This is a genomic window from Actinoplanes sp. CA-015351, assembly GCF_050955685.1.
Taxonomy (GTDB): Bacteria; Actinomycetota; Actinomycetes; order Mycobacteriales; family Micromonosporaceae; genus Actinoplanes.
In genome coordinates, this window is the sequence record NZ_CP192102.1 from 1,194,454 (window position 1) to 1,215,416 (window position 20,963).

18 protein-coding genes are annotated in these 20,963 nt (G+C 70.1%); 14 read left to right on the plus strand and 4 right to left on the minus strand.

All coding sequences use genetic code 11. The features are described 5' to 3' along the window. Positions 1-97 precede the first annotated feature (97 nt). From ACQP2E_RS05510 to ACQP2E_RS05545, 8 genes are all read left to right on the plus strand, one after another. Positions 98-565, plus strand: coding sequence for a hypothetical protein (locus ACQP2E_RS05510; protein WP_433828784.1), 468 nt, complete (start codon positions 98-100; stop codon positions 563-565). Beyond that, positions 532-1,497 carry a cobalamin biosynthesis protein gene (locus ACQP2E_RS05515; protein WP_433828785.1) on the plus strand — a complete coding sequence of 322 codons (966 nt, stop codon included), beginning with the start codon at positions 532-534 and terminating at the stop codon, positions 1,495-1,497. Before ACQP2E_RS05510 ends, ACQP2E_RS05515 begins: the two co-directional genes overlap by 34 nt. A gap of 22 nt (positions 1,498-1,519) precedes the next feature. Continuing rightward, positions 1,520-3,034: a cobyric acid synthase gene (locus ACQP2E_RS05520; RefSeq protein WP_433828786.1), complete on the plus strand. Its 1,515-nt coding sequence runs from the start codon at positions 1,520-1,522 to the stop codon at positions 3,032-3,034. A gap of 96 nt (positions 3,035-3,130) precedes the next feature. After that, positions 3,131-4,213: a M48 family metallopeptidase gene (locus tag ACQP2E_RS05525; protein WP_433828787.1), complete on the plus strand. Its 1,083-nt coding sequence runs from the start codon at positions 3,131-3,133 to the stop codon at positions 4,211-4,213. A 26-nt stretch (positions 4,214-4,239) separates the two neighbouring features. Continuing rightward, positions 4,240-5,586 carry a dipeptidase gene (locus tag ACQP2E_RS05530; protein WP_433833775.1) on the plus strand — a complete coding sequence of 449 codons (1,347 nt, stop codon included), beginning with the start codon at positions 4,240-4,242 and terminating at the stop codon, positions 5,584-5,586. 16 nt (positions 5,587-5,602) lie between these two features. Next, entirely contained in the window at positions 5,603-7,057 is a 1,455-nt protein-coding gene (locus tag ACQP2E_RS05535) for an FAD-dependent monooxygenase (RefSeq protein ID WP_433828788.1), read from the plus strand. A 47-nt stretch (positions 7,058-7,104) separates the two neighbouring features. After that, the gene (locus ACQP2E_RS05540; protein ID WP_433828789.1) at positions 7,105-7,401 is read left to right on the plus strand and encodes a hypothetical protein; all 297 of its coding nucleotides are present in this window, start codon (positions 7,105-7,107) and stop codon (positions 7,399-7,401) included. 66 nt (positions 7,402-7,467) lie between these two features. Continuing rightward, positions 7,468-8,976 (plus strand): ATP-dependent DNA ligase, encoded by a 1,509-nt coding sequence (locus ACQP2E_RS05545; protein ID WP_433828790.1) that lies wholly within the window; start codon positions 7,468-7,470, stop codon positions 8,974-8,976. Here ACQP2E_RS05545 and ACQP2E_RS05550 read toward each other — a convergent pair. Next, on the minus strand, positions 8,945-9,367 hold the full coding sequence (locus ACQP2E_RS05550; RefSeq protein WP_433828791.1) for a hypothetical protein: 423 nt from the start codon (positions 9,365-9,367) through the stop codon (positions 8,945-8,947). The genes ACQP2E_RS05545 and ACQP2E_RS05550 overlap by 32 nt on opposite strands. Positions 9,368-9,376: 9 nt before the next feature. Continuing rightward, positions 9,377-10,279: an SURF1 family cytochrome oxidase biogenesis protein gene (locus tag ACQP2E_RS05555; RefSeq protein ID WP_433828792.1), complete on the minus strand. Its 903-nt coding sequence runs from the start codon at positions 10,277-10,279 to the stop codon at positions 9,377-9,379. A 133-nt stretch (positions 10,280-10,412) separates the two neighbouring features. On the opposite strand from ACQP2E_RS05555, the gene ACQP2E_RS05560 reads away from it, so the two are divergent. Next, complete coding sequence (locus ACQP2E_RS05560; RefSeq protein ID WP_433828793.1) at positions 10,413-12,443, plus strand: cobyrinate a,c-diamide synthase; 2,031 nt, start codon at positions 10,413-10,415, stop codon at positions 12,441-12,443. 121 nt (positions 12,444-12,564) lie between these two features. Then, a complete protein-coding gene (locus ACQP2E_RS05565; protein WP_433828794.1) occupies positions 12,565-13,164 on the plus strand; it encodes a TIGR03086 family metal-binding protein in 600 nt (199 codons plus the stop codon). Between the two features lie 93 nt (positions 13,165-13,257). On the opposite strand, the gene ACQP2E_RS05570 is transcribed toward ACQP2E_RS05565, so the two are convergent. Next, entirely contained in the window at positions 13,258-15,402 is a 2,145-nt protein-coding gene (locus ACQP2E_RS05570; RefSeq protein ID WP_433828795.1) for a transglycosylase domain-containing protein, read from the minus strand. A 140-nt stretch (positions 15,403-15,542) separates the two neighbouring features. Here ACQP2E_RS05570 and cobC point away from each other — a divergent pair, with 140 nt between their 5' ends. From cobC to cobA, 3 genes are read left to right on the plus strand one after another with little or no spacing between them, the layout of a single operon-like run. Beyond that, positions 15,543-16,595 (plus strand): Rv2231c family pyridoxal phosphate-dependent protein CobC, encoded by a 1,053-nt coding sequence (gene cobC, locus ACQP2E_RS05575; RefSeq protein ID WP_433828796.1) that lies wholly within the window; start codon positions 15,543-15,545, stop codon positions 16,593-16,595. A 47-nt stretch (positions 16,596-16,642) separates the two neighbouring features. After that, positions 16,643-17,644 carry a nicotinate-nucleotide--dimethylbenzimidazole phosphoribosyltransferase gene (gene cobT / locus ACQP2E_RS05580; protein ID WP_433833777.1) on the plus strand — a complete coding sequence of 334 codons (1,002 nt, stop codon included), beginning with the start codon at positions 16,643-16,645 and terminating at the stop codon, positions 17,642-17,644. Then, the gene (cobA, locus tag ACQP2E_RS05585; protein ID WP_433828797.1) at positions 17,641-18,849 is read left to right on the plus strand and encodes a uroporphyrinogen-III C-methyltransferase; all 1,209 of its coding nucleotides are present in this window, start codon (positions 17,641-17,643) and stop codon (positions 18,847-18,849) included. Before cobT ends, cobA begins: the two co-directional genes overlap by 4 nt. 69 nt (positions 18,850-18,918) lie before the next feature. Here the strand turns inward: cobA and ACQP2E_RS05590 are convergent, their stop codons facing one another. Next, on the minus strand, positions 18,919-20,331 hold the full coding sequence (locus ACQP2E_RS05590) for an alpha,alpha-trehalose-phosphate synthase (UDP-forming) (RefSeq protein ID WP_433828798.1): 1,413 nt from the start codon (positions 20,329-20,331) through the stop codon (positions 18,919-18,921). A gap of 114 nt (positions 20,332-20,445) precedes the next feature. On the opposite strand from ACQP2E_RS05590, the gene ACQP2E_RS05595 reads away from it, so the two are divergent. Continuing rightward, positions 20,446-20,955, plus strand: a complete 510-nt coding sequence (locus tag ACQP2E_RS05595; protein WP_433828799.1) for a hypothetical protein — start codon at positions 20,446-20,448, stop codon at positions 20,953-20,955. The last annotated feature ends 8 nt before the right edge of the window (positions 20,956-20,963 follow it).

The following is a 20,963-nucleotide window of genomic DNA, read 5'->3' on the forward strand; positions in this document are numbered from 1 at the left end:
CCGTCGATAGGGATGGGCCGATCGTGCCGACGCTTCCGCCCACGAGTCGGAGCGGCCCGAGTGGGTATCTGTCGCCTCGACCCGGCAAACTGGACGCGTGCTGTTGAAGGACATCCGCGCCATCGTGAGCGAACCGGTGGTGCTGGCGCCGGAAGACCCGGCCGCCGAGAACGCGAACACGAACTGGTTCGGTGCGCCGCTACACGAGCGCATCAGCCTGTCCGCGGACGAGGTCGTCGCCACGTTCGAGGAGGCGGCTTTCGTGCTGCGTGAACAGATAGCCGGCGCCGGGCATCAGGGCTCCGCGACGTTTTACGTCTGGCACGACGCCATCGCCGGGCAGCTTCGGTGCTCGGCCGGGACGTGCAAGGCGAACGATCTGCCGTTCGATACGCCGTACCAGGTGACCGATGATCTGCGGGCCATCGTGGTCGAGTTCCTCGAGGATCGGGCGCCCGGTTCGATCGTCTGGGGTGAGCTGGAGCCGGTGCCGTTCCCCGAGGGACCGGAGGAGGCGTCCGGCCTGGCCGTGTGGGCGTTCGATCTGACGCCGTTCGGCCGGTGACGTCCGCTGACGCTGCCGGGCTGATCGCCGGTTACCTGCTCGACGCGGTGGTGGGCGATCCACGGCGGTTCCACCCGGTCGCCGGGTTCGGGACTGCCGCAGGTGCGCTGGAGCGGCGGGTCTATCGGCCCGGCCGTGCTGCCGGTGCGCTCTATACGACTGTCGCGGTCGGTGTGCCGGTGCTTGCCGGGTACGCCGCATCGCGGGCCACCCGTGGGCGCCCCGTGGCCCGGTTCGTGGTCACGGCTGCTGCCACGTGGACGGTGCTCGGCGCGCGTACCCTGCGGCGGGAAAGCCGCGCGATGGGCCGGCACCTGACCGAAAATGACATGCCTGCCGCCCGCGAGAGGCTCAGCCATCTGTGCGGCCGGGATCCGTCGGCGCTGGACGAGCCGGAGCTCGCTCGCGCGACCGTCGAGTCGGTCGCCGAGAACACGTCGGACGCTGTGGTGGCGCCGCTCTTCTGGGGCGCGCTGCTCGGGCCGGCCGGTCTGCTCGGTTACCGCGCCGCCAACACGCTCGACGCGATGGTCGGCCACCGGTCGGAGCGCTACGCGCGTTTCGGTACGCCGTCGGCCCGGCTCGACGATCTGCTTAACCTGGCGCCGTCCCGGCTGACCGGCCTGCTCACGATCGCGGTGGCGCCGATCGCGGGCGGTTCGCCCCGGGAGACGCTGCGAGTCTGGCGGCGGGACCGCAACGACCACCCGTCGCCGAACGCCGGCCAGTGCGAGTCGGCGATGGCCGGCGCGCTCGGTGTCCGATTGGGTGGACGAAACGTCTATTTCGGTCGGAGCGAGACCCGGCCGTTCCTCGGCGACGGCCCCCGCCCGGGTGCCGCGCACCTGCGCCGGGCGGCCCGCGTGTCCGGCGCGGTCGGTGCGGCAGCGGCGGCTCTGGCAGCCGTGGCCGCCCTGTGGCGACGGCGCTGACAAGACGACGGGCTGACAGAAAATGCTGATCGCTGGTACTACATCGGACGCCGGGAAAACTGTTGTGACAGCGGGGATCTGCCGCTGGCTTCATCGCAGCGGGGTTCGGGTCGCGCCGTTCAAGGCGCAGAACATGTCGAACAATTCGGTGGTTGTTCTGGGGCCTGACGGGCGGGCCGGTGAGATCGGGCGTGCCCAGGCCATGCAGGCGGCGGCATGTGGTGTCGAGCCTGATCTGCGGTTCAACCCGGTATTGCTGAAACCGGGCAGCGACCGGTCCAGCCAGGTGATTCTCATGGGGGAGGCGGTCGACACGGCCACCGCCCGTAACTATCGGTCGATGAAGCCGCGGCTCGCCGAGACCGCTTACGCGGCCCTGGCCGAGCTGCGAAACGAATACGACGCGGTGATCTGCGAGGGCGCCGGCAGCCCCGCGGAAATCAATCTGCGAGACGGCGATTTCGTCAACATGGGGCTGGCGCGCCACTTCGGTATGCCGGCTCTGGTCGTCGGGGACATCGACCGCGGTGGAGTGTTCGCGGCGTTCTTCGGGACGCTCGCGCTGCTTTCCCGCGAGGATCAGGAGCTGGTCGCCGGCTTTGTGGTAAACAAATTTCGTGGTGATCTGGGTCTGCTCCAGCCGGGTCTCGACATGATCACCGAAGTGACCGGGCGGCCGGTCCACGGTGTGCTCCCGTTCCATTCCGACGTCTGGCTGGACGCGGAGGATTCGCTGGCTTACGGGCGGATTCTCGGCCGTCCGGGTCCGCCGCGCGGCGCCGAGTGGCTGCGTGTCGCGGTGATCCGGCTTCCGCGTGTCTCGAACGCCACCGACGCCGAGGCGCTCGCTGCCGAACCGGGTGTCCAGGTGCGGCTCACGACCGAGCCGGCCGAGATCGCCGACGCCGACCTGGTGGTGCTGCCCGGATCGAAGGCGACCGTCAGTGATCTGGCCTGGCTGCGGGAGACGGGCCTGGCCGACGCGGTCCGCGCGCACGCCGCCACGGGAAAACCGCTGCTCGGCATCTGTGGCGGATTCCAGATGCTCGGCGAACGAATCCACGATGAGGTGGAGAGCCGGCGCGGCTCGGTGTCCGGTCTTGGACTGCTGCCGGTCGAGGTGACGTTCGCAGCGCGCAAGACCCTCGGACGCTCGTCGGGCGCCGGCCTGGGTGCGCCGGCGCGCGGTTACGAGATTCATCATGGGTACGTGTCATCGGGCGGCCCGGAGCCGTTCCTGCACTACGACGACGGCCGTCCTGAGGGTGCCGTGTCCGGAAATGTTCATGGCACGCACTGGCACGGGGCGTTCGAGTCGGACGAGTTCCGGCGCCGGTTCCTGACCCGGGCGGCGGCGCAGGCCGGCCGGCACGGGTTCACGGTCGCGCCGGACACCCGTTATGCGGCGATCCGCGAGCGCGCTCTGGACGTGCTCGGTGATCTGGTCGAGGAGCACCTGGACACCGGGGCTCTGCTGCGGCTGATCGAGAAGGGCGCGCCGCCCGGTTTGCCGTTCGTACCACCCGGGTCCCCGTAGGGGTTCATCCCTGACGACAGTGGTTGCGTTCCGCGCGTACGTTGGTCCCACGCAGCCATGACTGCCGCGTGAGCGGCGGGGATCGGGGTGAGATCGATGACGACTTCCGACGACGCGACCCAGCCGGTGCGGCGCCGGGTGACCCTGACCGGCATCAGTTCACGTGCCTGGGAGCATCCGGCCGATCGCGGCGCACTCTCCGCTCTGCGCGAGCTGCGCGGCTTCGACGACGTCGTGAAGACGTTCTTCGGCATGTGGAACGAGCGGGGTTTCCGGCTCACCTTCCTGGCCGGTTCGATCCGCGTCGACCACCGGCAGTACCCACGGGTCTACCAGCGCTTCACCGAGGCTGCGGCCACGCTCGACGTGCCCGACCTGCCGGAGCTCTACGTCACCCAGAACCCGATTATCAACGGTCAGGCGATCGGCCTGGACAAGCCGTTCATCGTGATCACCACGGGTGCGGTGGAGAAACTCGACGACGACGAGCTGCGCGCCCTGCTCGGGCACGAGCTGGGCCACGTGCGCAGCGGCCACGCCGTCTACAAGACCATCATGTCGATCCTGACCAGCTGGGCGGCGAACATCAGCTGGATCCCGGTCGGCGCGATCGCGCTCCGGGCGATCATCGCGGCGATGCTGGAGTGGTGGCGCAAGGCGGAGCTCTCCGCCGATCGGGCCGGTCTGCTCGCCGGCCAGGACCCGGCCGCCTCGCTGCGCCTGCTGATGAAACTCGCCGGTGGCGGCGACCTGTCGCAGATCGACACCGCGGCCTTCCTGGAGCAAGCCGGCGAGTACGAGGGTGGCGGCGACCTGCGGGACAGCTTCCACAAGATCGGCATCACCGCGTGGAGCACCCACCCGGTGCCGGTCGCCCGCGCGGCCGAGCTGCGCAAGTGGGTCGACTCCGGCGAATACTCACAGATCCTCGCCGGCGACTACCCGCGCCGTGACGACGACGGTTCCTCGTCGGTCTCCGAGGATGTGAAAGCGGCCGCTTCGGCGTACAAAAAAGATTTTTCGGACTCGCAGGACCCGCTGGTCGGGCTGCTGCGCCGAGTCGGCGGCGGGGCGTCGGACATGGCCGGCGCGGCTGCCGGCCGGGCGATGAATTGGGCGAGCGACGCGCGGCGGCGCGGTCAGGGTGACAACGGTGGTGAGGGCGCGCCGCAGAACTGATCGGGCCTACGATCGGCGGCATGAGCCTGAGTGAATCCGATCTGCGCGCCGCGATCCGGCGCGAGTTGCCCGGCGTCCGTGCCGACCTGGAACGGTTGGTTCGGATCCCGGGCATCGCCTTTGAAGGTTTCGATCACGCGCACGTCGAGCGGTCCGCCGAAGCGGTCGCCGAGCTGTTGCGCGGGTGCGGGCTCGACACCGAGATCGTGCGGCACGGCGGCCAGCCGGCCGTGATCGGGCGCAAGGCGGCCCCGGCCGGCGCGCCGACCGTGTTGCTGTACGCGCACCACGACGTCCAGCCGGCCGGTGACCCCGCCCTGTGGACGAGCGACCCGTTCGAGCCGGTGGAACGCGACGGCCGGCTGTACGGCCGGGGCGCCGCCGACGACAAGGCCGGCGTGATGGCACACGTCGCCGCGCTGCGCGCGTTCGGCAACCAGCTGCCGGTCGGCGTGGTCGTCTTCGTCGAGGGCGAGGAGGAGTACGGCTCCGACTCCCTCGACACGATCATCCACGAGCACCTGGAAGAGCTGCGGTCCGACGTGATCGTGATCGCCGACTCCGGCAACTGGGACATCGGGCAGCCCGCGCTGACCACCTCTCTGCGCGGCCTGGTCAACCTGTTCGCCGAGGTCAGAGTGTTGAAAAGTGCCGTGCACAGCGGCATGTTCGGCGGCCCGGTCCCGGACGCGCTGATCACCCTGTCCCGGCTGCTGGCGACGCTGCACGACGACTCCGGTGAGGTCGCGGTCGACGGTTTGGTCGGCCGGGAAGGCGCCAGCGTCGATTACCCGGCGGACCGGTTCCGCCACGAGGCCGGGATGCTCGACGGCGTCGAGTTCATCGGCAAGGGCACCATCACCGACCGGATCTGGACGAAACCGGCCATCGCGGTGCTCGGCATCGACGCCCCGCGCACGCTGGAGGCGGCGAACGCGCTGCAGCCTTCGGCGCGGGCGAAGATCAGCGTGCGGCTGGCGCCGGGTGAGGACCCGGCGTCGGCGTTCAAGGCCATCAGTGCCCACCTGGAGCGGAATGTTCCGTGGGGGGCCTCGTTGAAGGTCGAGCTGGAAAGTGACGGCTCGCCCTGCGTCATCGATGCGACCGGGCCGGCGTACGACGCGGCCCGGGCAGCTTTCCGTGACGCGTGGGACGGCACCGAGCCGGTCGACATGGGTGTCGGCGGCTCGATCCCGTTCATCGCCACGTTCCAGGAGCTCTTTCCGGACGCGGCGATTCTCGTGACCGGCGTGGAGGACCCGCACTCGAGTGCCCACGGACCGGACGAGAGCCTGCACCTCGGTGAGTTCGAGCGTGTCTGCGTCGCCGAGGCGCTGCTGCTCAAGAACGTTGCGGAGAGCCTGACGAAGTAGTGAAGCGGGGTGGCCGATGGCCGAGTTGTCGTGCGAGGTCCTGGTGGTGGGCGCCGGTCCGACCGGTTTGATGCTTGCCAACTGGCTGACGCGCCTGGGCGTGGACGTGATCGTCACGGACACGAAGGACGGGCCGACCCGGGAGTCCCGGGCGCTCGTCGTACAGGCACGGAGTCTGGAGATTTACGACCAACTCGGCATCGGTGACCAGGTGCTGGAAGCGGCCCGGCGGGCTGAGGCGTTCGCGCCGGGTTTCGGCCCTCGCGCGTTCGGCCGGATCCCGCTCGGGCCGCTCGGGTTGACGGTGACTCCGTACCCGTACATCGAGATTCTCGAACAGAGCCGCAACGAGGAGATCCTCTACGACAACCTGCGCAAACTCGGCGGCGAGGTGCACTGGGAGAACCCGGTCACCGCTGTCACGCAGACCGAGCAGGGTATCTCCGCGAAGATCGGCAATGACACGGTCGGAGCGCGGTTCTGCGTCGGGTGCGACGGGGCGAACTCGGTGGTCCGCCGGGCTCGCCGGATCGGGTTCGACGGGGTCACCAACCCGCATCGGTTCTTCGTCCTGGACGCTGTGGGTGTCTCCGGCCTCGTCGCGGACTCGATCAACGCTCGGCCGAACGGGACTGATTTCATGGTCGCGTTTCCGATGGGTGGCAGGGCGAACTGGCGGCTGATCGGCGCGGTCGGTGAGACGGATCTGGATGAGGAAGACGCCCGGCACCGGCTCAGCCGAACATTTGGCGTTAAATACGAAAAATCTCGATGGTTTGCTACGTACAAAGTGCATCACCGGGTTGCCGCCGCCTTCCGGGACGGCCCGTTCTTCCTGGCCGGGGACGCTGCCCACGTGCATTCGCCGGTCGGCGGGCAAGGGATGAACACCGGCCTGCAGGACGCGCACAATCTCGCCTTCAAGCTCGCCGACGTGCTGCACGGCAAGGCCAAGGACACCTGGCTCGATCGGTACGAGGCCGAACGCCGCCCGGTCGCCCGCAAGCTCGTCGCCACCACGGACTGGCTCTTCGGGCTGATCACGTCGAACCGGCTTCCCGCGCGTACCCTGCGGCGTCTCGTTGTGCCCCTGATCGCGCCGATCGGTGTTCGGCTGCTGCCGCGCTCGTCGGCCGGGTCGCGGTTGTTCCAATACGTGTCGCAGACGCGGATCCACTATCGGGGGACATCGTCCGAGGGCCGGCGCGACCCCGTGGTGGGTCGCCGGCTGCCCTGGAGCGGCGCGAATTACGCCGTGCTGCGCGCCGCCGAGTGGCAGGTGCACGCCTATGGCGACGTGACCGCGGAAGAGGTGCCTGACCTGGGCATACCTGTGCATCTTTTCCCCGCTGCGCCGGGCACGGCGCTGCGTCCCGGCCTGCTTTATCTGGTACGCCCGGACGGCTTCGTAGCGGCCCGCTCCGAACCCGCCGAGGCGGAGCTGCGGTTCCGCTACGCCTTGGCACGGTGACTTAAATCGACCTTTGGTGCGGCGATCAATCCTGTTAGGATTCGAACATGCGTTCGATTGTTGCGCCTGCGCCGACCAGCCGCGTGGTCCGGGCTCTGCCCGCCGGCCCGCGGGACACGCTCGCTCGCCTCCGGACCCGCGATCGGATCGAGTCGATCGCCCGGCTTCGTGCCGCCGCCCGGGCACTGGGAGACGTCGACGTCTCCGGGTGGGACGACGACACGCTCCACGACCATCTCGAGGATCTCTCCAAGGTGCTCTGCGCGCTCGACACCGAGCTGAGCAGGGTCGCCGACGCGGTGCGGGCCCGAGGCTTCCGCGTCGCCGAGCCAAAAGCAGCGTGACCGTGGCGCGGGAAACAGCGTGACCGTGGCGCGACCCAGCGCCGAAAACAGCGTGACCCTGCCAGGATGGGATTCGTGCGGTTCCTCGACATCGCTGCCACCTCGGCCGCCGTCAGCTCGACCTCAGGCCGGAAAGCCAAGATCGAGCTGCTGGCCGACGCATTGCGCCGCCTTGAGCCGGGAGAGATCACGGCCGGTGCGGCGTACCTCGCCGGCGAGCTGCGGCAGCGGCAGACCGGAGTGGGTTATGCGGGCCTGCGCGATCTGCCACCGCCGGCGGCCGAGCCCACGCTGAGCGTCGCCGCGGTCGACGCCGCGATCGCCGAGATCTCGGTGGTCGCCGGGGCCGGATCGCAGGCCCGGCGTCGTGATCTGGTCGGCGCGCTCTTCGGCGCGGCCACCGCCGACGAGCAGCGGCTGCTCGTCGGCCTGTTCGGCGGCGAGCTGCGGCAGGGCGCGCAGGCCGGGTTGCTGGCCGACGCGATCGCCACGGCCGCGCAGGTGCCCAAGACCGCGGTACGCCGGGCGCTGCTGCTCTGCGGTGACCTCAAACAGGTGGCGTCCGCGGCCCTGACCGGCGGCGCTGCCGCGCTCGCCGAGATCCATCTGCGGGTCGGCACCCCGCTGAGCCCGATGCTGGCGAGCAGCGCGCCCGATGTCGGCGCCGCCCTGCTCGCCACCGGCACACCGGCCGTCGTGGACACCAAGCTCGACGGCATCCGCATCCAGGTGCATCGTTCCGGCGATGACGTGGCGGTCTTCTCCCGCAGCCTGGACGACATCACGGCCCGGCTGCCCGACGTGGTCGAGGCCGTCCGGGCGCTACCGGTGCGTGAGGCAGTGCTCGACGGCGAGGCGATGGCGCTCGGCCCGGACGGCAGGCCCCGCCCGTTCCAGGAGACGGTGACGCGTGGCGTGACCCTGATGCCGTACTTCTTCGACCTTCTGCACCTCGACGGCACCGACCTGCTCGACGAGCCGGGCCGGGTCCGCTGGGCCGCCCTCGCCGACGCGCTGCCGGGTGAGCTGCTCGTCGGCCGGTCCACGGCCGAGACCGAGGAGCAGGCCGCGGCCGTCTTCGCCGCCGCGCTCGCCGCCGGCCAGGAGGGTGTGGTGGTCAAATCACCCGAGGCGGCGTACGACGTGGGTCGCCGCGGTGCCGCCTGGGTCAAGGTGAAACCCCGGCACACCCTTGACCTGGTGGTTCTTGCCGTCGAGTGGGGGCACGGGCGTCGCCGCGGCTGGCTGTCCAACCTGCATCTCGGCGCGCGTGACCCGGAGACCGGCGAGTTCGTGATGCTCGGCAAGACGTTCAAGGGGCTCACCGACGAGCTGCTGCGCTGGCAGACCGAGCGGTTCAAGGAGCTGGCCGTCGACGACAACGGCTGGGTCGTGCGGGTCCGGCCGGAGCAGGTGGTCGAGATCGCGTTCGACGGTGTGCAGACCTCGCCGCGTTACCCGGGCGGGGTCGCGCTGCGGTTCGCGCGTGTGCTGCGTTACCGCGACGACAAGCCGGCCGCCGAGGCCGACACGATCGACACCGTCAGAGGGCTGCGAGACTCCGGACATAGTTGACCTGCTGATTGATCACGGCGGCGTCGGACTCCTGGTGAATCTTGACGCGGGCGACGTACTGCCGGGTTCCGCTCATCACCGTGACGTGGACGGTGCCCTGCGGGACCGTCTCCTTGTAAAGCAGGAGCAGCAGGCTCAATCCAGCAGTGAGGCAGATGCCGACAAAAGCGAGAAGTTTCGCCCAGGCCGGGGTGCGCCTCTGCCCGTACCAATGATCGGTGACCTGCCAATGTGACCCGGCCAGCGGGAAATCGCCGACAGGCGTGCGCACCAGCGAGGAGGTGACCTCGATCTCGGCGATCTGGACGATCACCGGGCCGGCTGCCGTCGGTGACACCGCGCTCGGCGGCGGGGAATCCGTGCCCCAGGGGTCACCCGGCGGGAAGGTCATGCCGCGAGATTAATCCCCGGCGCCAGGCGCCGCGAGATCCCTTTCCTTCTCTTTGCGTTTCAGGTCGGCGGCTTCGACCCGGTCCAGCGGGCGTTGCCCGCTTGCGGCCTTCTTGGGTACGCGCGGAGCCTGGCTGACCGGAGCCTGCTTGTCCGGATCATTGAGACCGTGCGCCTCCCGGCGGGCCTGCCACCCATAAAGGAACAGGGCCATCACGGCGAACAGCCACCACTGGACCGCGTAACCGCCGTTCTGCCACGAGTCCTCGTGTGAGATCGGAACCTGCACGAAGGCCGGGTCGGCAGCCGGGGTCTGCTCGTTCAGCAGGACGTAGGCGCCGTAGACCGGGAACGGCAGCTCCTGGGCGAGACGCGGGACACTCAGCCGGCGGGTGTCCAACCGGCCGTCCCGGCGCTCCACCGCGGCAGGTCGGCTTTCCGACAGGTGAATCTGGCCGACGACCGTCACCCGGCCACCGGGCGCGGCCGGGACCTCGGGCGCGGCGAGCGCGCCGGTGTCCCCGGCGGGCACCCAGCCCCGGTCGACGAGGACCGCCGTGCCGTCGTCGAGCATCAGCGGGGTGACGATCTCGAAGCCCACCTCGCTGCCGACCGTCCGGCCGCGGGCCTGGATCTCGTAACTGGCGTCGTATCGACCGGTGAGGGTCACCTTTGTCCAGGCCAGGGCCTTGCCCGGGGCGGCGCCCGGAGTGCCGGCGGCGGTCGGCGCGGTGAGGATCGACGTGAGCGGAACGGCTTGCACCGAGTTCGCGGAATCGATCCGGTCATTGATGTCGGTGCGCTCGTGGTACCGCCGCAACTGCCAGTTGCCGAGCATCACCATGACCACCGCAGCGACGACGGTCAGCGCGAAAGCAGCGAGCCAGCGAGGTGTCAGCAGGAACCGGTACACCCCCAGAGGCTACCTGGCGCGACGGTAACGCCCGCCGCAGCCAGGTAGTCTGCGACATCCGGCAGTCGTTATCACGCGGCTGCCGATAGCGGAATCCTCGGGGGAGACATTGATCACCCAGCCTCGTCTGGTCGTGAGCGCGCCGTCGTCGGGCCACGGCAAGACAGCCATCGCTGTCGGGCTGCTCGCCGCCATCGCGGCGCGTGGCATCCCGACGGCTGGCTTCAAGGTCGGACCGGATCACACCGATGCGGCGTACCTCGGTCTGGCAGCCGGCCGTCCCGGCCGCAACCTTGACCCACGCCTGGTCGGCGCCCAGCGCGTCGCGCCGCTTTTCGCGCATGGCGCGGCCGGCACCCAGCTCGCCGTCGTCGAGGGGGCCATGGGCCTCTTCGACAGCCTCACCGGCCAGCCCGAGGTGGACGGCACCGCGGCCGTGGCGGCAGCGCTGCGCGCCCCCGTCGTGCTCGTGGTGGACGTCGCCGCGATGGGCCACTCGCTCGCCGCGCTCGTCCACGGGTTCCGCATGTTCGACGAGATGGTGCACCTCAACGGGGTGATTCTGAACAGGGTGGCCTCCGCCCGCCACGAGCAGATGCTGCGCAGCGCCATGGACGACATCGGCATGCCGGTGCTCGGTGCGCTGCACCGCGGCGATCTGCCCAACGTCCTGCCGGCCCGGGCGCACGGCCTGGTGCCGGTCGCGCACCGCACCGTCGAGGCCGGCCGGGCGGTCCGCCGTCTCGGCGAGGCCGTCGCCACCATGCTCGACATGGACCGGCTGATGGCCCTTGCCGCGTCCGCTCCGCCGCTGCCCGGCCCGATCTGGACGCCGTCCGAGGCGGCAGGCGAGGCCACCGACCAGCGGCCGATCGTCGCGCTGGCCGGTGGACAGGGCGCGCCCTACACGTACGTGGAGACCGCCGAACTGCTCGCCGCCGCCGGCGCCGACGTCGCGGTGGTGGACCCGCTGCGCGACGAGGCGCTCCCGCCCGGGACGCGCGCCCTGGTGGTGGGCGCCGGCCTGCCCGAGGGGTACGCCGAGGAGCTCTCCGCCAACCATCGGCTCAGCGCGGTCGTCGCCCAGTTCGCCCGCGAGGGCTGGCCGGTCGTGGCCGAGGGCATCGCGTTCCCGTGGCTCACCCGGGAACTGGACGGGCGGCAGATGTGCGGCGTGCTGGACGCCGCGGCGACCACCGCCGAGCAGACCGTCGCCGGTTACCGCGAGGCGACCGCGCCGAGCACGTCCGTTCTGGCTCCGGCCGGAGCGCGCATCACCGGGTACAAGCAGCACCGCGCGATCGTCACGCCGCGCGCGGGCTCGACGCCGGCCTGGACCTGGTCCGGCGGCAATCCCGAAGGCTTCGTCTGGCGGCAGGTGCACGCCTCACAGCTGGGCCTGCACTGGGCCGCGGCGCCGGAGATCGCCAAGCGCCTGGTGGCGGCGGCGCTGGCCGGCCCGGGGCAATCGTCCGGCCCGTCGGGTTCCGGGCAAGGATCCGGGCCTGGTTCGCAGGGTCCTGGGCAGGGCTCGGGGCAGGGTTCCGGGCAGGGGATGTCTGGGCCTGGCATGCAGCAGCCTGCGATGCAGCCGGTCATGGTGCCGCAGCAGCCGCCGGTCATGGTGCCGCAGCCGCCTGCGATGCAGCCCCCTGCGATGGCGCCGGCGGGGATGGCCGGAGCGGGGATGGGCGGAGCGGGGATGGCAGGCGCCGGCCTGGCGACGGCCAATCTCGGGCCGCAGGGTCAGCGGGATCAGCAGTTCGCGGGCGGGCCTGGGAACGGGCCGACCGGTCCGGTGCCGATGCCGGCGAGTTCGGTGCCGGTGCAGGCGGGCTCCCCGGTGATGCGTCAGCAGGGCCCTGGACCGTTGACTCAGCACAGCCCGGGACCGGCCATGCACGGCGGCCCCCCGATGCCTCCGGGCGCTATGCCTCCCGGCACGATGCCGCCGAACGGAATGCCGCCGAACGGAATGCTTCCGAACGGAATGCCTCCGGGCGGGATTCCGATGATGCCGCCGATGCCGAGTCCTGGTTCCGGTCCGGGGATGCCCGGTCCGGGGATGCCGCCGCCCAACCAGGGCCCGGCCAAACCGCCGAACCAGGGTCAGTCCGCGAACCCGGAGAACCGCCCGACCGCGGACATCCCGATTCACTCCTGAGTGGCCGGTGACCAGCCACAAAAGCCGGAAACAACCCTGCGTGCGAAAGCAGATGGCGGCACCCGGAAGTTGTCGTACCCCCCTCGTACGGTGAGGCATACGACAACCGAAGGAGGGCATCGTGGCCGATCGTGTGCCGCTGGACTTCGATCCGCCGGTTCGTCAGATCAGAGCTCTGCTGCTCGGCGTCGACGAGAGAGACCTGGCCACGCCGACGCCCTGCCCGGGCTGGCCGGTCGCCGCGTTGCTGGACCATCTGATGGGCCTGGCCTACGCGTTCACCCAGGGAGCCCGCAAGCGCTCCGGCATCGGGGCCGATGGCCCTCCGCCCGAGCCGTCGGCCGAGCATCTGTCCCACCACTGGCGCAGCCGCCTCCCGGTGGTCCTCGAGGAGCTGTCCATGGCGTGGAAAGATCCGTCCGCCTGGACCGGCACGGCCACCGTGGGTGGCGTGACCCTCCCGGCAACCGACATGGGCATTGTCGCGATGAACGAGTTGGTCATGCACGGCTGGGACCTGGCCCGATCCACCGACCAGGACTACGCGGCCGACCCGCGGACTCTGGAGGTGCTCATCGAGTTCCTCTCCCAGGGCCCGGCCGAGGGCACCCCGGGCCTCTTCGGCCCGGCGCTGCCGACCGGCCCCGGCGACGACCCGCTGCGCCAGGCCCTGGGCCTGGCCGGCCGAGACGCGACCTGGCAACCACCCCGCCGCAGGTGAGACAGCAGTGACGACCAACCGGACCTGATCGTTGACCGCGGGGCGCCCTCCTCGGCTCTCGCCCAAGAATCACGGCGGTGAGGCACCGGGGTTCTACCAGGTCAGTTTTTCGGTGGGCGGGGTGAATTGCTTTTTGGGTTCGCCCTTGAGGGCGTCCCGCAGGGTTTGCGCGACTGTGAACTTCGAGATCGTTCCGCGGCCGGTGCCCACCACGTGCTCCGGGTTGTCCGGGTCGGCGACGAAGGCCGAGGCTGCCAGCTCAGGTGTGTAACCGCTGAACCACGCCGTCTTGTTGCCGTCGGTCGTGCCGCTCTTGCCGGCTACCGGGCGGCCCAGCGTGGCGTGCACCATCTCGGAGGTTCCCCAGCCGCCGCAGCTGCCGCGCGCCGAGCCGTAACCCGTCACGCACCGGGCCGCGTCGGTGGCGGCGCGAGCCACGTTGACGCTGAGTTCCCGGTGGCAGCGTGGCGCGGCGACCAGTTTGCCGTCGTGGACGGCGTGCGAGCCGTCCGGGTTGCGGATCGACATCACCGGCAGTGGTTCACAGTACTTTCCCTCGGCGGCGAGCGTCGCGAAGACGTTCGCCATCTCCACCGGGGTGGCGTCGCTGACGCCGAGAGTGAAGGCGCCCCAGCCGTTCGCGTGGTCCGGGGTGGCCAGTTGCTTGTCCACCTCGGTACGCCACCGCAGGCCCAGCCGTTCCGCCATGGTGACCGCCTTCGCCGCGCCGACCCGCTGTTCGAGCTGCACGAAGTACGTGTTGACGGACTTGCCGAAACCACTCCACATGTTCTGCCGGCCGGTCATCGACTTGCTGGAGTTCTTCGGGCACCAGTGTGTGCCGCAGGTGGCCGGCCCGGGCGCGGTGATGTACTGCGAGTAGAAGCGTTCCGGTGAGTAGAACGACGTCGACAGCGGCATCCCGGCTTCCAGCGCCGCCAGCATCGTGAAGATCTTGAAGGTGGATCCGGCCTGGTAACCGGCCATGTTGCCGCCGCCGAGCAGCGGGTTCACGGTGTTCGGGTAATTGCCCTTGGTGCCGCTCTCGGTACGCCAGTCGCTGTGCCGCCCGTTGTCCTTCTGATCGAGCGAGTACCGCCGGTTCACCGCCATGCTGAGCACCCGTCCGGTGCCGGGCTGGATGACGACCTGCCCGTGCGCGAACGGACTGCCGCGCTTCTCCTTCTTCAGGATGTGCTCCAAGGCGTACCCCTGGATCTTGGGGTCGATGGTGGTGACCACCCGGTAACCGCCGCGGCGCAGATTTTCCTCGCGCTCCTGGGTGTTGCGGCCGAAGGCCGGCTGCTCACGCCACCAGCTCTTGAAGTAGTCGCAGAAGAAGCCCCAGTCGTTGTGGATACGCGCAATCGACACACAGTCGTTCGGCGGCGCCGTCAGCTTCAGTTTGATCTTCGCCCGCTTGGCGGAGACGGCCTGTTCGCTGGTGATCGAGCCCATCTTGAGCATCTGGTCGATGACATAGTTCCGGCGCTGCTTGGCCGCCCGCTGATCCTTGGTGGCCGGGTCGTACGCCGAAGGTGCCTTGACCAGGCCGGCGAGCAGCGCGGCCTCGGTGAGACTGAGATTCTTCGGCGGTTTCGAGAAGAACACCTGAGAGGCCGCGAAGATCCCGTACGCGCGATGGCCGAAGTACGCGGTGTTCAGATATCGCTCCAGGATCTGCCCTTTGGTGAGGCGCTGTTCGACCTCGATGGCGAGCCGCATCTCCCGCAGTTTCCGGGCCGCGGTCTGCTCGGTGGCTTCAAGGGCCTCCTTCGGCGTCCGGGCGCTGTCCCGCAGGGCCATCCGGACGTACTGCATGGTCAGCGTGGACGCGCCCTGGGAGACGCCGCCGGCTTTCTGGTTGGCGACGAACGCGCGGGCGACGCCTTTCGCGTCGACGCCGTTGTGCTCGTAGAAGCGGGAGTCCTCGGAGGCGACGATCGCCTTCGTGATGTACGGCGACATCTGCTTCAGCGCGGTCTGCTTGCGATGCTCCTCGTAGAACATGGTGAGCAGGGTTTTGCCGTCGTTGGCGTACACGTACGTGGTCTGCGCGGACGGCACCTCGGTGAGCTCTTCCGGCATGGCTTGCAATGCGTCGGTGCCGGCCTTGACCCCCATCCCGGCGAGGGCTGCCAGGGGATAGGAGAGGCCGGAGATGACCAGGCCTGAGATCAGCCCGGCTCGGATCAGGAGGGCGACTCTTCCGGCTACGGTGAGGCGTCGGCTCGTCACCCCTTGACGGTAGGACAAAAGGGTTCATGTTCCCCCGGAACGGCAGAAGTCAGGCGTGAAAAGACCTGCGAACTTCGCGCGCCCACGGGTGTGACGGCCCACCAAAATCGCGGCGGACCCGCGTCCGGCATGCTGGGCCCATGACCTTCGATCTTGATCATCACGGCGACGCCGAAGTGGGCGCGGGCCTGATCGATCTTGCGGTCAACGTGCGGCGCCAACCGATGCCCGCCTGGCTGGCCGAGCCGATCACGGCATCACTGGGCGCGCTGGCCGCGTACCCGGATGCCCGGCCGGCGACCGAGGCAGTTGCCGCGCGGCATCGCCGCGACCCGGCCGAGGTGCTGCTCACCGCCGGCGCCGCCCAGGCGTTCGTGCTGCTCGCGCAGGCGCTGCGCGGCGCGCGCCGTCCGATCGTGGTGCATCCGCAGTTCACCGAGCCGGAGGCCGCGCTGGTCAACGCCGGCCACCGGGTCGACCGGGTGCTGCTGCGCGCCGATGACGGGTTCCGGCTCGATCCGGCGCTGGTGCCGGAGGACTCCGACCTGGTTTTCGTCGGCAACCCCACAAACCCGACATCGGTGCTTCACCCGGCCGCCGACGTGGCGAAACTGGCCCGTCCCGGGCGGGTCCTGGTGGTCGACGAGGCATTCGCGGACACGACCTACCGCCCGGGAGATGCCAGCGAGCCGGAGTCGCTCGCGGACGAAAGAGGTATTCCGGGTCTTGTGGTGCTGCGCAGCCTCACCAAGACGTGGGGCCTGGCCGGACTCCGGATCGGATATCTGCTCGGGCCGGCCGACCTCGTGCGCCAGCTGAAACTGAGCCAGCCGCTCTGGGCGGTCTCCACTCCGGCTCTCGCCGCCGCGACGGCCTGCGCCTCGCCGGTTGCGGTCGCGGCCGAACGGGAGATCGCCGCGGAGCTGGCGAGGGAACGCGCCCACCTGGTGGACCGCCTGCGGCACGTGCCGAGCGTCACGGTTGCCGGGAACCCGGCGAGCGCATTCGTCGCGATCAGCTTGCCCGGTGCCGACCAGATCCGCCGTGACCTGCGCGAACGCGGTTATGCCGTGCGCCGTGGCGACACTTTCCCGGGCCTGGGCACCGAGTGGCTGCGGATTGCGGTGCGCGACACTGCCATCACTGACGGATTCGTGCAGACTCTGACCGACCTGATCGAGGAGCGATCGTGACGCTGGAGACCACCCTGGCAGCCATCCGGCCCGCCGACGAGCAGGCCATGACCGCCGCCCGCGAACTGCAGGCCCGGCTGACCAAACCGGCCGGCTCGCTCGGTGCCCTGGAGGAGCTGTCGGTCCGGCTGGCCGGCCTGGCCGGAGTCTGCCCGCCGCCGCTTCCGGCGCCGGCCACGGTCGCCGTCTTCGCCGGCGACCACGGGGTGCACGCCCAGGGCGTGACGCCGTGGCCGCAGGAGGTCACCGCGCAGATGGTGGCGAACTTCGTGGCCGGTGGCGCCGTGGTCAACGCGTTCGCCCGGCAGGCCGGCGCGGACGTCATGGTGATCGACGTGGGTGTCGGGATCCCGCTGCACGGCGGCTCGAACCTGCTGGACGTGAACGTGCGCCGCGGCACCCGGGACATGACCGTCGAGCCCGCGCTGACCCGCGAAGAAGCCCAGGCGGCCGTCGAGATCGGCATCGCAGTCGCCGCGCAGCTCGTCGAGTCGGGCGCGAAATGCCTGCTCACCGGTGACATGGGCATCGCCAACACGACCCCGGCGGCGGCACTGACCGCGGTCTTCACCGGTTCTGAACCGGCGGCCGTGACGGGTCGCGGCACCGGCATCGACGACGCGACGCTGGCACGCAAGACGGCCGTGATCACCGCGGCGCTGGCCCGGCACACGCCCGACCCGGCCGACCCGCTCGGCGTGCTGGCCGCGGTCGGCGGTCTTGAGCACGCGGCGCTTGCCGGTTTCATCCTGGGCGCGGCCGCGCACCGGGTGCCGGTGATCGTGGACGGCGTGATCGCCGCCTCGGCCGGGCTGGTAGCGGCGGCGTTCGCCCCCGACTCGGTGGCCGCGATGGTCGCCGGACACCGGTCAGCCGAGCCGGGCGCGACCGTGGCGCTCGCCCACCTGGGCCTGGAACCGCTGCTCGACCTGGGCATGCGCCTCGGCGAGGGCAGCGGCGCGGTGCTCGCCCTGCCGGTCGTGTCGGCTGCGGTGCGGGTACTGCACGAGGTGGCGACATTCGACAGCGCGGGAGTATCCGAGAAATGAGCCTTTACCCACTGGCCCTGCGGCTGGCCGGCCGCCGCGTCCTGGTGGTCGGCGGTGGCATGGTCGCCACCCGCCGGGTACCTGCGCTGATCGCGGCGGGCGCCCTGATCGAGATCGTGACGCCTGAACTCACTCCCGCTCTGCGCTCGCACGTCGACGCAGGGCGTGCGGTCTGGACGCCGCGGCGCTTCGTGCCTGGCGATGTCGAAGGCGCGTGGCTGGTCCATGTCGCCATCGACGACCCCGTCGCTGCCGCCGAGGTGAGTGAGGCGGCGGAGGCTCACCACATCTTTTGCGTACGCGCGGACGACCGCGACGCCGCGACCGCGTGGACCCCGGCTGTCACCCGGCACGGGCAGGTGACGGTGGCGGTGACCGACGGTGGTGACCGCCGTCGGGCGATGGCGGTCCGTGACCTGGTCGCGCACGCGCTGGAGGCGACACCGCCGGCCGCGCCCGAACTCAAGGGCGTCGCCCTGGTCGGCGGCGGCCCCGGCGACCCCGAGCTGATCACTGTGAAGGGCCGGCGCCTGCTCGCCGCCGCTGACGTGGTCGTCGCCGACCGTCTCGTCCCGGGTGTGCTCCTCGGTGAGCTGCGCCCCGAGGTCGAGCTGATCGACGCCGCGAAGATTCCGTACGGGCCGTCGGCGGCTCAGGAGGAGATCAACCGGATTCTGGTGGATCGGGCGCAGCAGGGGAAGTTCGTGGTGCGGCTCAAGGGTGGCGACAACTTCGTCTTCGGCCGTGGTGGCGAGGAGGCGCTGGCGTGCGCGGCGGCCGGCGTGCCGGTCGTGGTGGTGCCCGGCGTGACCAGCTCGATCGCGGCGCCCGCGCTGGCCGGGATCCCGGTCACCCATCGGGGTGTGGCGCACGAGTTCACCGTGGTCTCCGGGCACATCCCGCCGGAGCACCCGGACTCGCTGGTGGACTGGCCGGCCCTGGCGCGGCTGCGTGGCACGCTCGTGGTGCTGATGGGCCTGAAGAACCTGCCGAAGATCAGCGAGCGGCTGATCGCCGAGGGTCGGTCGCCGGAGACGCCGGTCGCCGTGGTGCAGGAGGGTTCGACGGCGCATCAGCGCTCGTTGCGCAGCACCCTGGGGACAATCACCGCTGACGTTGCCGAGGCTGGGATCCGGCCGCCGGCCGTGGTGGTCATCGGTGACGTGGTTGCCGTGTCCGACGTATTTACGCCAGCCGCGAGCTGACGGGGCGTTCTTCGCGCGTACCGGAAGAAGGCGCCGGGCCGGAAACGGCCCGGCGCCTGACAGCGGGTTTTACGCCTCTTCGGTGTCCGGGGTCTCGTCGACGCCCAGCTCATCGAGGAAGGTGTGTGCCCAGCGAGCGACGTCGTGGGTCCGCAGGTGGCGCTGCATGACGCGCATCCGGCGCTTGAGTTCCGGCTGCTCCGCGCCGACCGCGCGCAGCAGAGCGTCCTTCACGCCGTCCGGGTCGTGCGGGTTGCAGAGGAAGGCCTGGCGCAGCTCGGTCGCCGCACCGGCGAACTCGCTGAGCACCAGCGCGCCGCCGGTGTCACCCCGGCAGGCGATGTATTCCTTGGCGACCAGGTTCATGCCGTCGCGCAGCGGGGTCACCATCATGACGTCGGCCGCCACGTAAAGCGCGGCCAGCTCGTTTTTCGGCATCGACTGGTGCAGGTAGTGCACGGCCGGCACACCCACCCGGCCGAACTCGCCGTTGATCCGGCCGACCTCGCGCTCGACCTTGACCCGCAGCGTCTGGTAGTGCTCGACGCGCTCCCGGCTCGGCGTGGCGACCTGCACCATCACCGCGTCACCGACGTTGAGCTTGCCGTCCGCGAGCAGCTCGCGGAACGCTTTGAGGCGCAGCTCGATGCCCTTGGTGTAATCCAGCCGGTCGACGCCGAGGATCACGGTTTCCGGGTCGCCCAGCTCGGCGCGGATCTGCTTGGCCCGCGCCTGGACGGCCGGATCGGCGGCGAGCCGTTCCATGTCCTTGGTGTCGATGCTGATCGGGAACGCGCCGGCCTTGACGCTGCGCCCATCCACCTTGATCGACTGGCCTTCGTACCGCAGGCCGAGCAGGTGGCGGGCGAGGCGTACGAAGTTCTGCGCGGCGAGACGTTGCTGGAAACCGACCAGGTCGGCGCCGAGCAGGCCGCGCAGGATCTCCGCGCGGAACGGCATCTGCATGAACAGTTCGATCGGCGGGAACGGGATGTGCAGGAAGAACCCGATCCGCAGGTCCGGCCGCAGCTCGCGGAGCAGGGACGGCACCAGCTGGAGCTGGTAGTCCTGCACCCAGACGGTCGCACCCTCGGCGGCCACCTCGGCGGCGGCCTCCGCGAATCGCTGATTGACGATCCGGTACGTCTCACGCCAGCGACGCTTGTAGACCGGCGTTTCCACCGCGTCGTGGTACAGCGGCCAGATCGTTGCGTTCGACTGGCCCTCGTAGTAGCGCTCCAGCTCTTCGGTGCTGAGCGGGACCGGGTGGATGTTGATGCCTTCGAGCTCGAATGGCTCGGGCGCTTCGCCCTCGCCGCCAGCCCACCCGATCCAGGTGCCGCGGTGCTCGGTCAGCACCGGGTGCAGGGCCGTGACCAGGCCACCCGGGCTCGGCCGCCACTGCTTCTCACCCTCTGGTGTGGTGATCTCGTCAACGGGTAGACGGTTGGCGACGACGACGAAGGAACTTCGTTCGGCCACGCTGAGTACACCTCCGAGTGGTTTCTGTTCCCAAGGCGAGCCTACTGTGCGTAGGCTGCCGCGGTTCAACGCCTGGCGATGGACCGGCTGGAACCGGGGTGCCATCCTGAGCCGGTGACCCCCCTCGATGATCATTCCCAGCAGCGGCGTCCGTTGTTCTTTCCTGTGGTAATTGCCACGGTGCTGCTGACGATCATCGGGATGATTGGTGGATACCTCCTCGGTGAGGAACGAAACCGGAAGCCGCGTGCCGAAGTCACGCCGTCACCCGTGACGCTCGCCGAAGGCCCCCTCTGCCCGGAGCAGACCCAGCGAGCCGGTGCGATCCAGGGCGCGTCCGGCGAGCTCGTCGAAGTGCTGCGGGTGCGTACCGTCCGCAAGACCGTGATCTGGATCTGCCAGGACCGGACGGGCCAGCTGTTCTATCACGCCAACAAGGGCGGCACCGACGCCGAATGGATCGAGAACAAGACCGCACTCTTCCTCGCCGGGGTGTGGCAGGACAGCAACGGGTCGTACGTGGCCACGGCCGTCGACGGCAACGTCTTCTCGGTCGACGAGACCGGGCTGACGATCGCGTACTCGGACGGCACGAGCGAGGAGCAGAAGGCGGTCAGGGAGTAAACCTGCCG

What these genes read in the sequence shown, in the direction of transcription:
- ACQP2E_RS05550 (WP_433828791.1), bottom strand. Translation starts at nt 9,367, where the DNA reads ATGACCTTCCCGCCGGGTGACCCCTGGGGCACGGATTCCCCGCCGCCG.
- ACQP2E_RS05540 (WP_433828789.1), top strand. Translation starts at nt 7,105, where the DNA reads ATGCGTTCGATTGTTGCGCCTGCGCCGACCAGCCGCGTGGTCCGGGCT.
- cobC (WP_433828796.1), top strand. Translation starts at nt 15,543, where the DNA reads ATGACCTTCGATCTTGATCATCACGGCGACGCCGAAGTGGGCGCGGGC.
- ACQP2E_RS05535 (WP_433828788.1), top strand. Translation starts at nt 5,603, where the DNA reads ATGGCCGAGTTGTCGTGCGAGGTCCTGGTGGTGGGCGCCGGTCCGACC.
- ACQP2E_RS05525 (WP_433828787.1), top strand. Translation starts at nt 3,131, where the DNA reads ATGACGACTTCCGACGACGCGACCCAGCCGGTGCGGCGCCGGGTGACC.
- cobT (WP_433833777.1), top strand. Translation starts at nt 16,643, where the DNA reads ATGACCGCCGCCCGCGAACTGCAGGCCCGGCTGACCAAACCGGCCGGC.
- cobA (WP_433828797.1), top strand. Translation starts at nt 17,641, where the DNA reads ATGAGCCTTTACCCACTGGCCCTGCGGCTGGCCGGCCGCCGCGTCCTG.
- ACQP2E_RS05520 (WP_433828786.1), top strand. Translation starts at nt 1,520, where the DNA reads ATGCTGATCGCTGGTACTACATCGGACGCCGGGAAAACTGTTGTGACA.
- ACQP2E_RS05545 (WP_433828790.1), top strand. Translation starts at nt 7,468, where the DNA reads ATGGGATTCGTGCGGTTCCTCGACATCGCTGCCACCTCGGCCGCCGTC.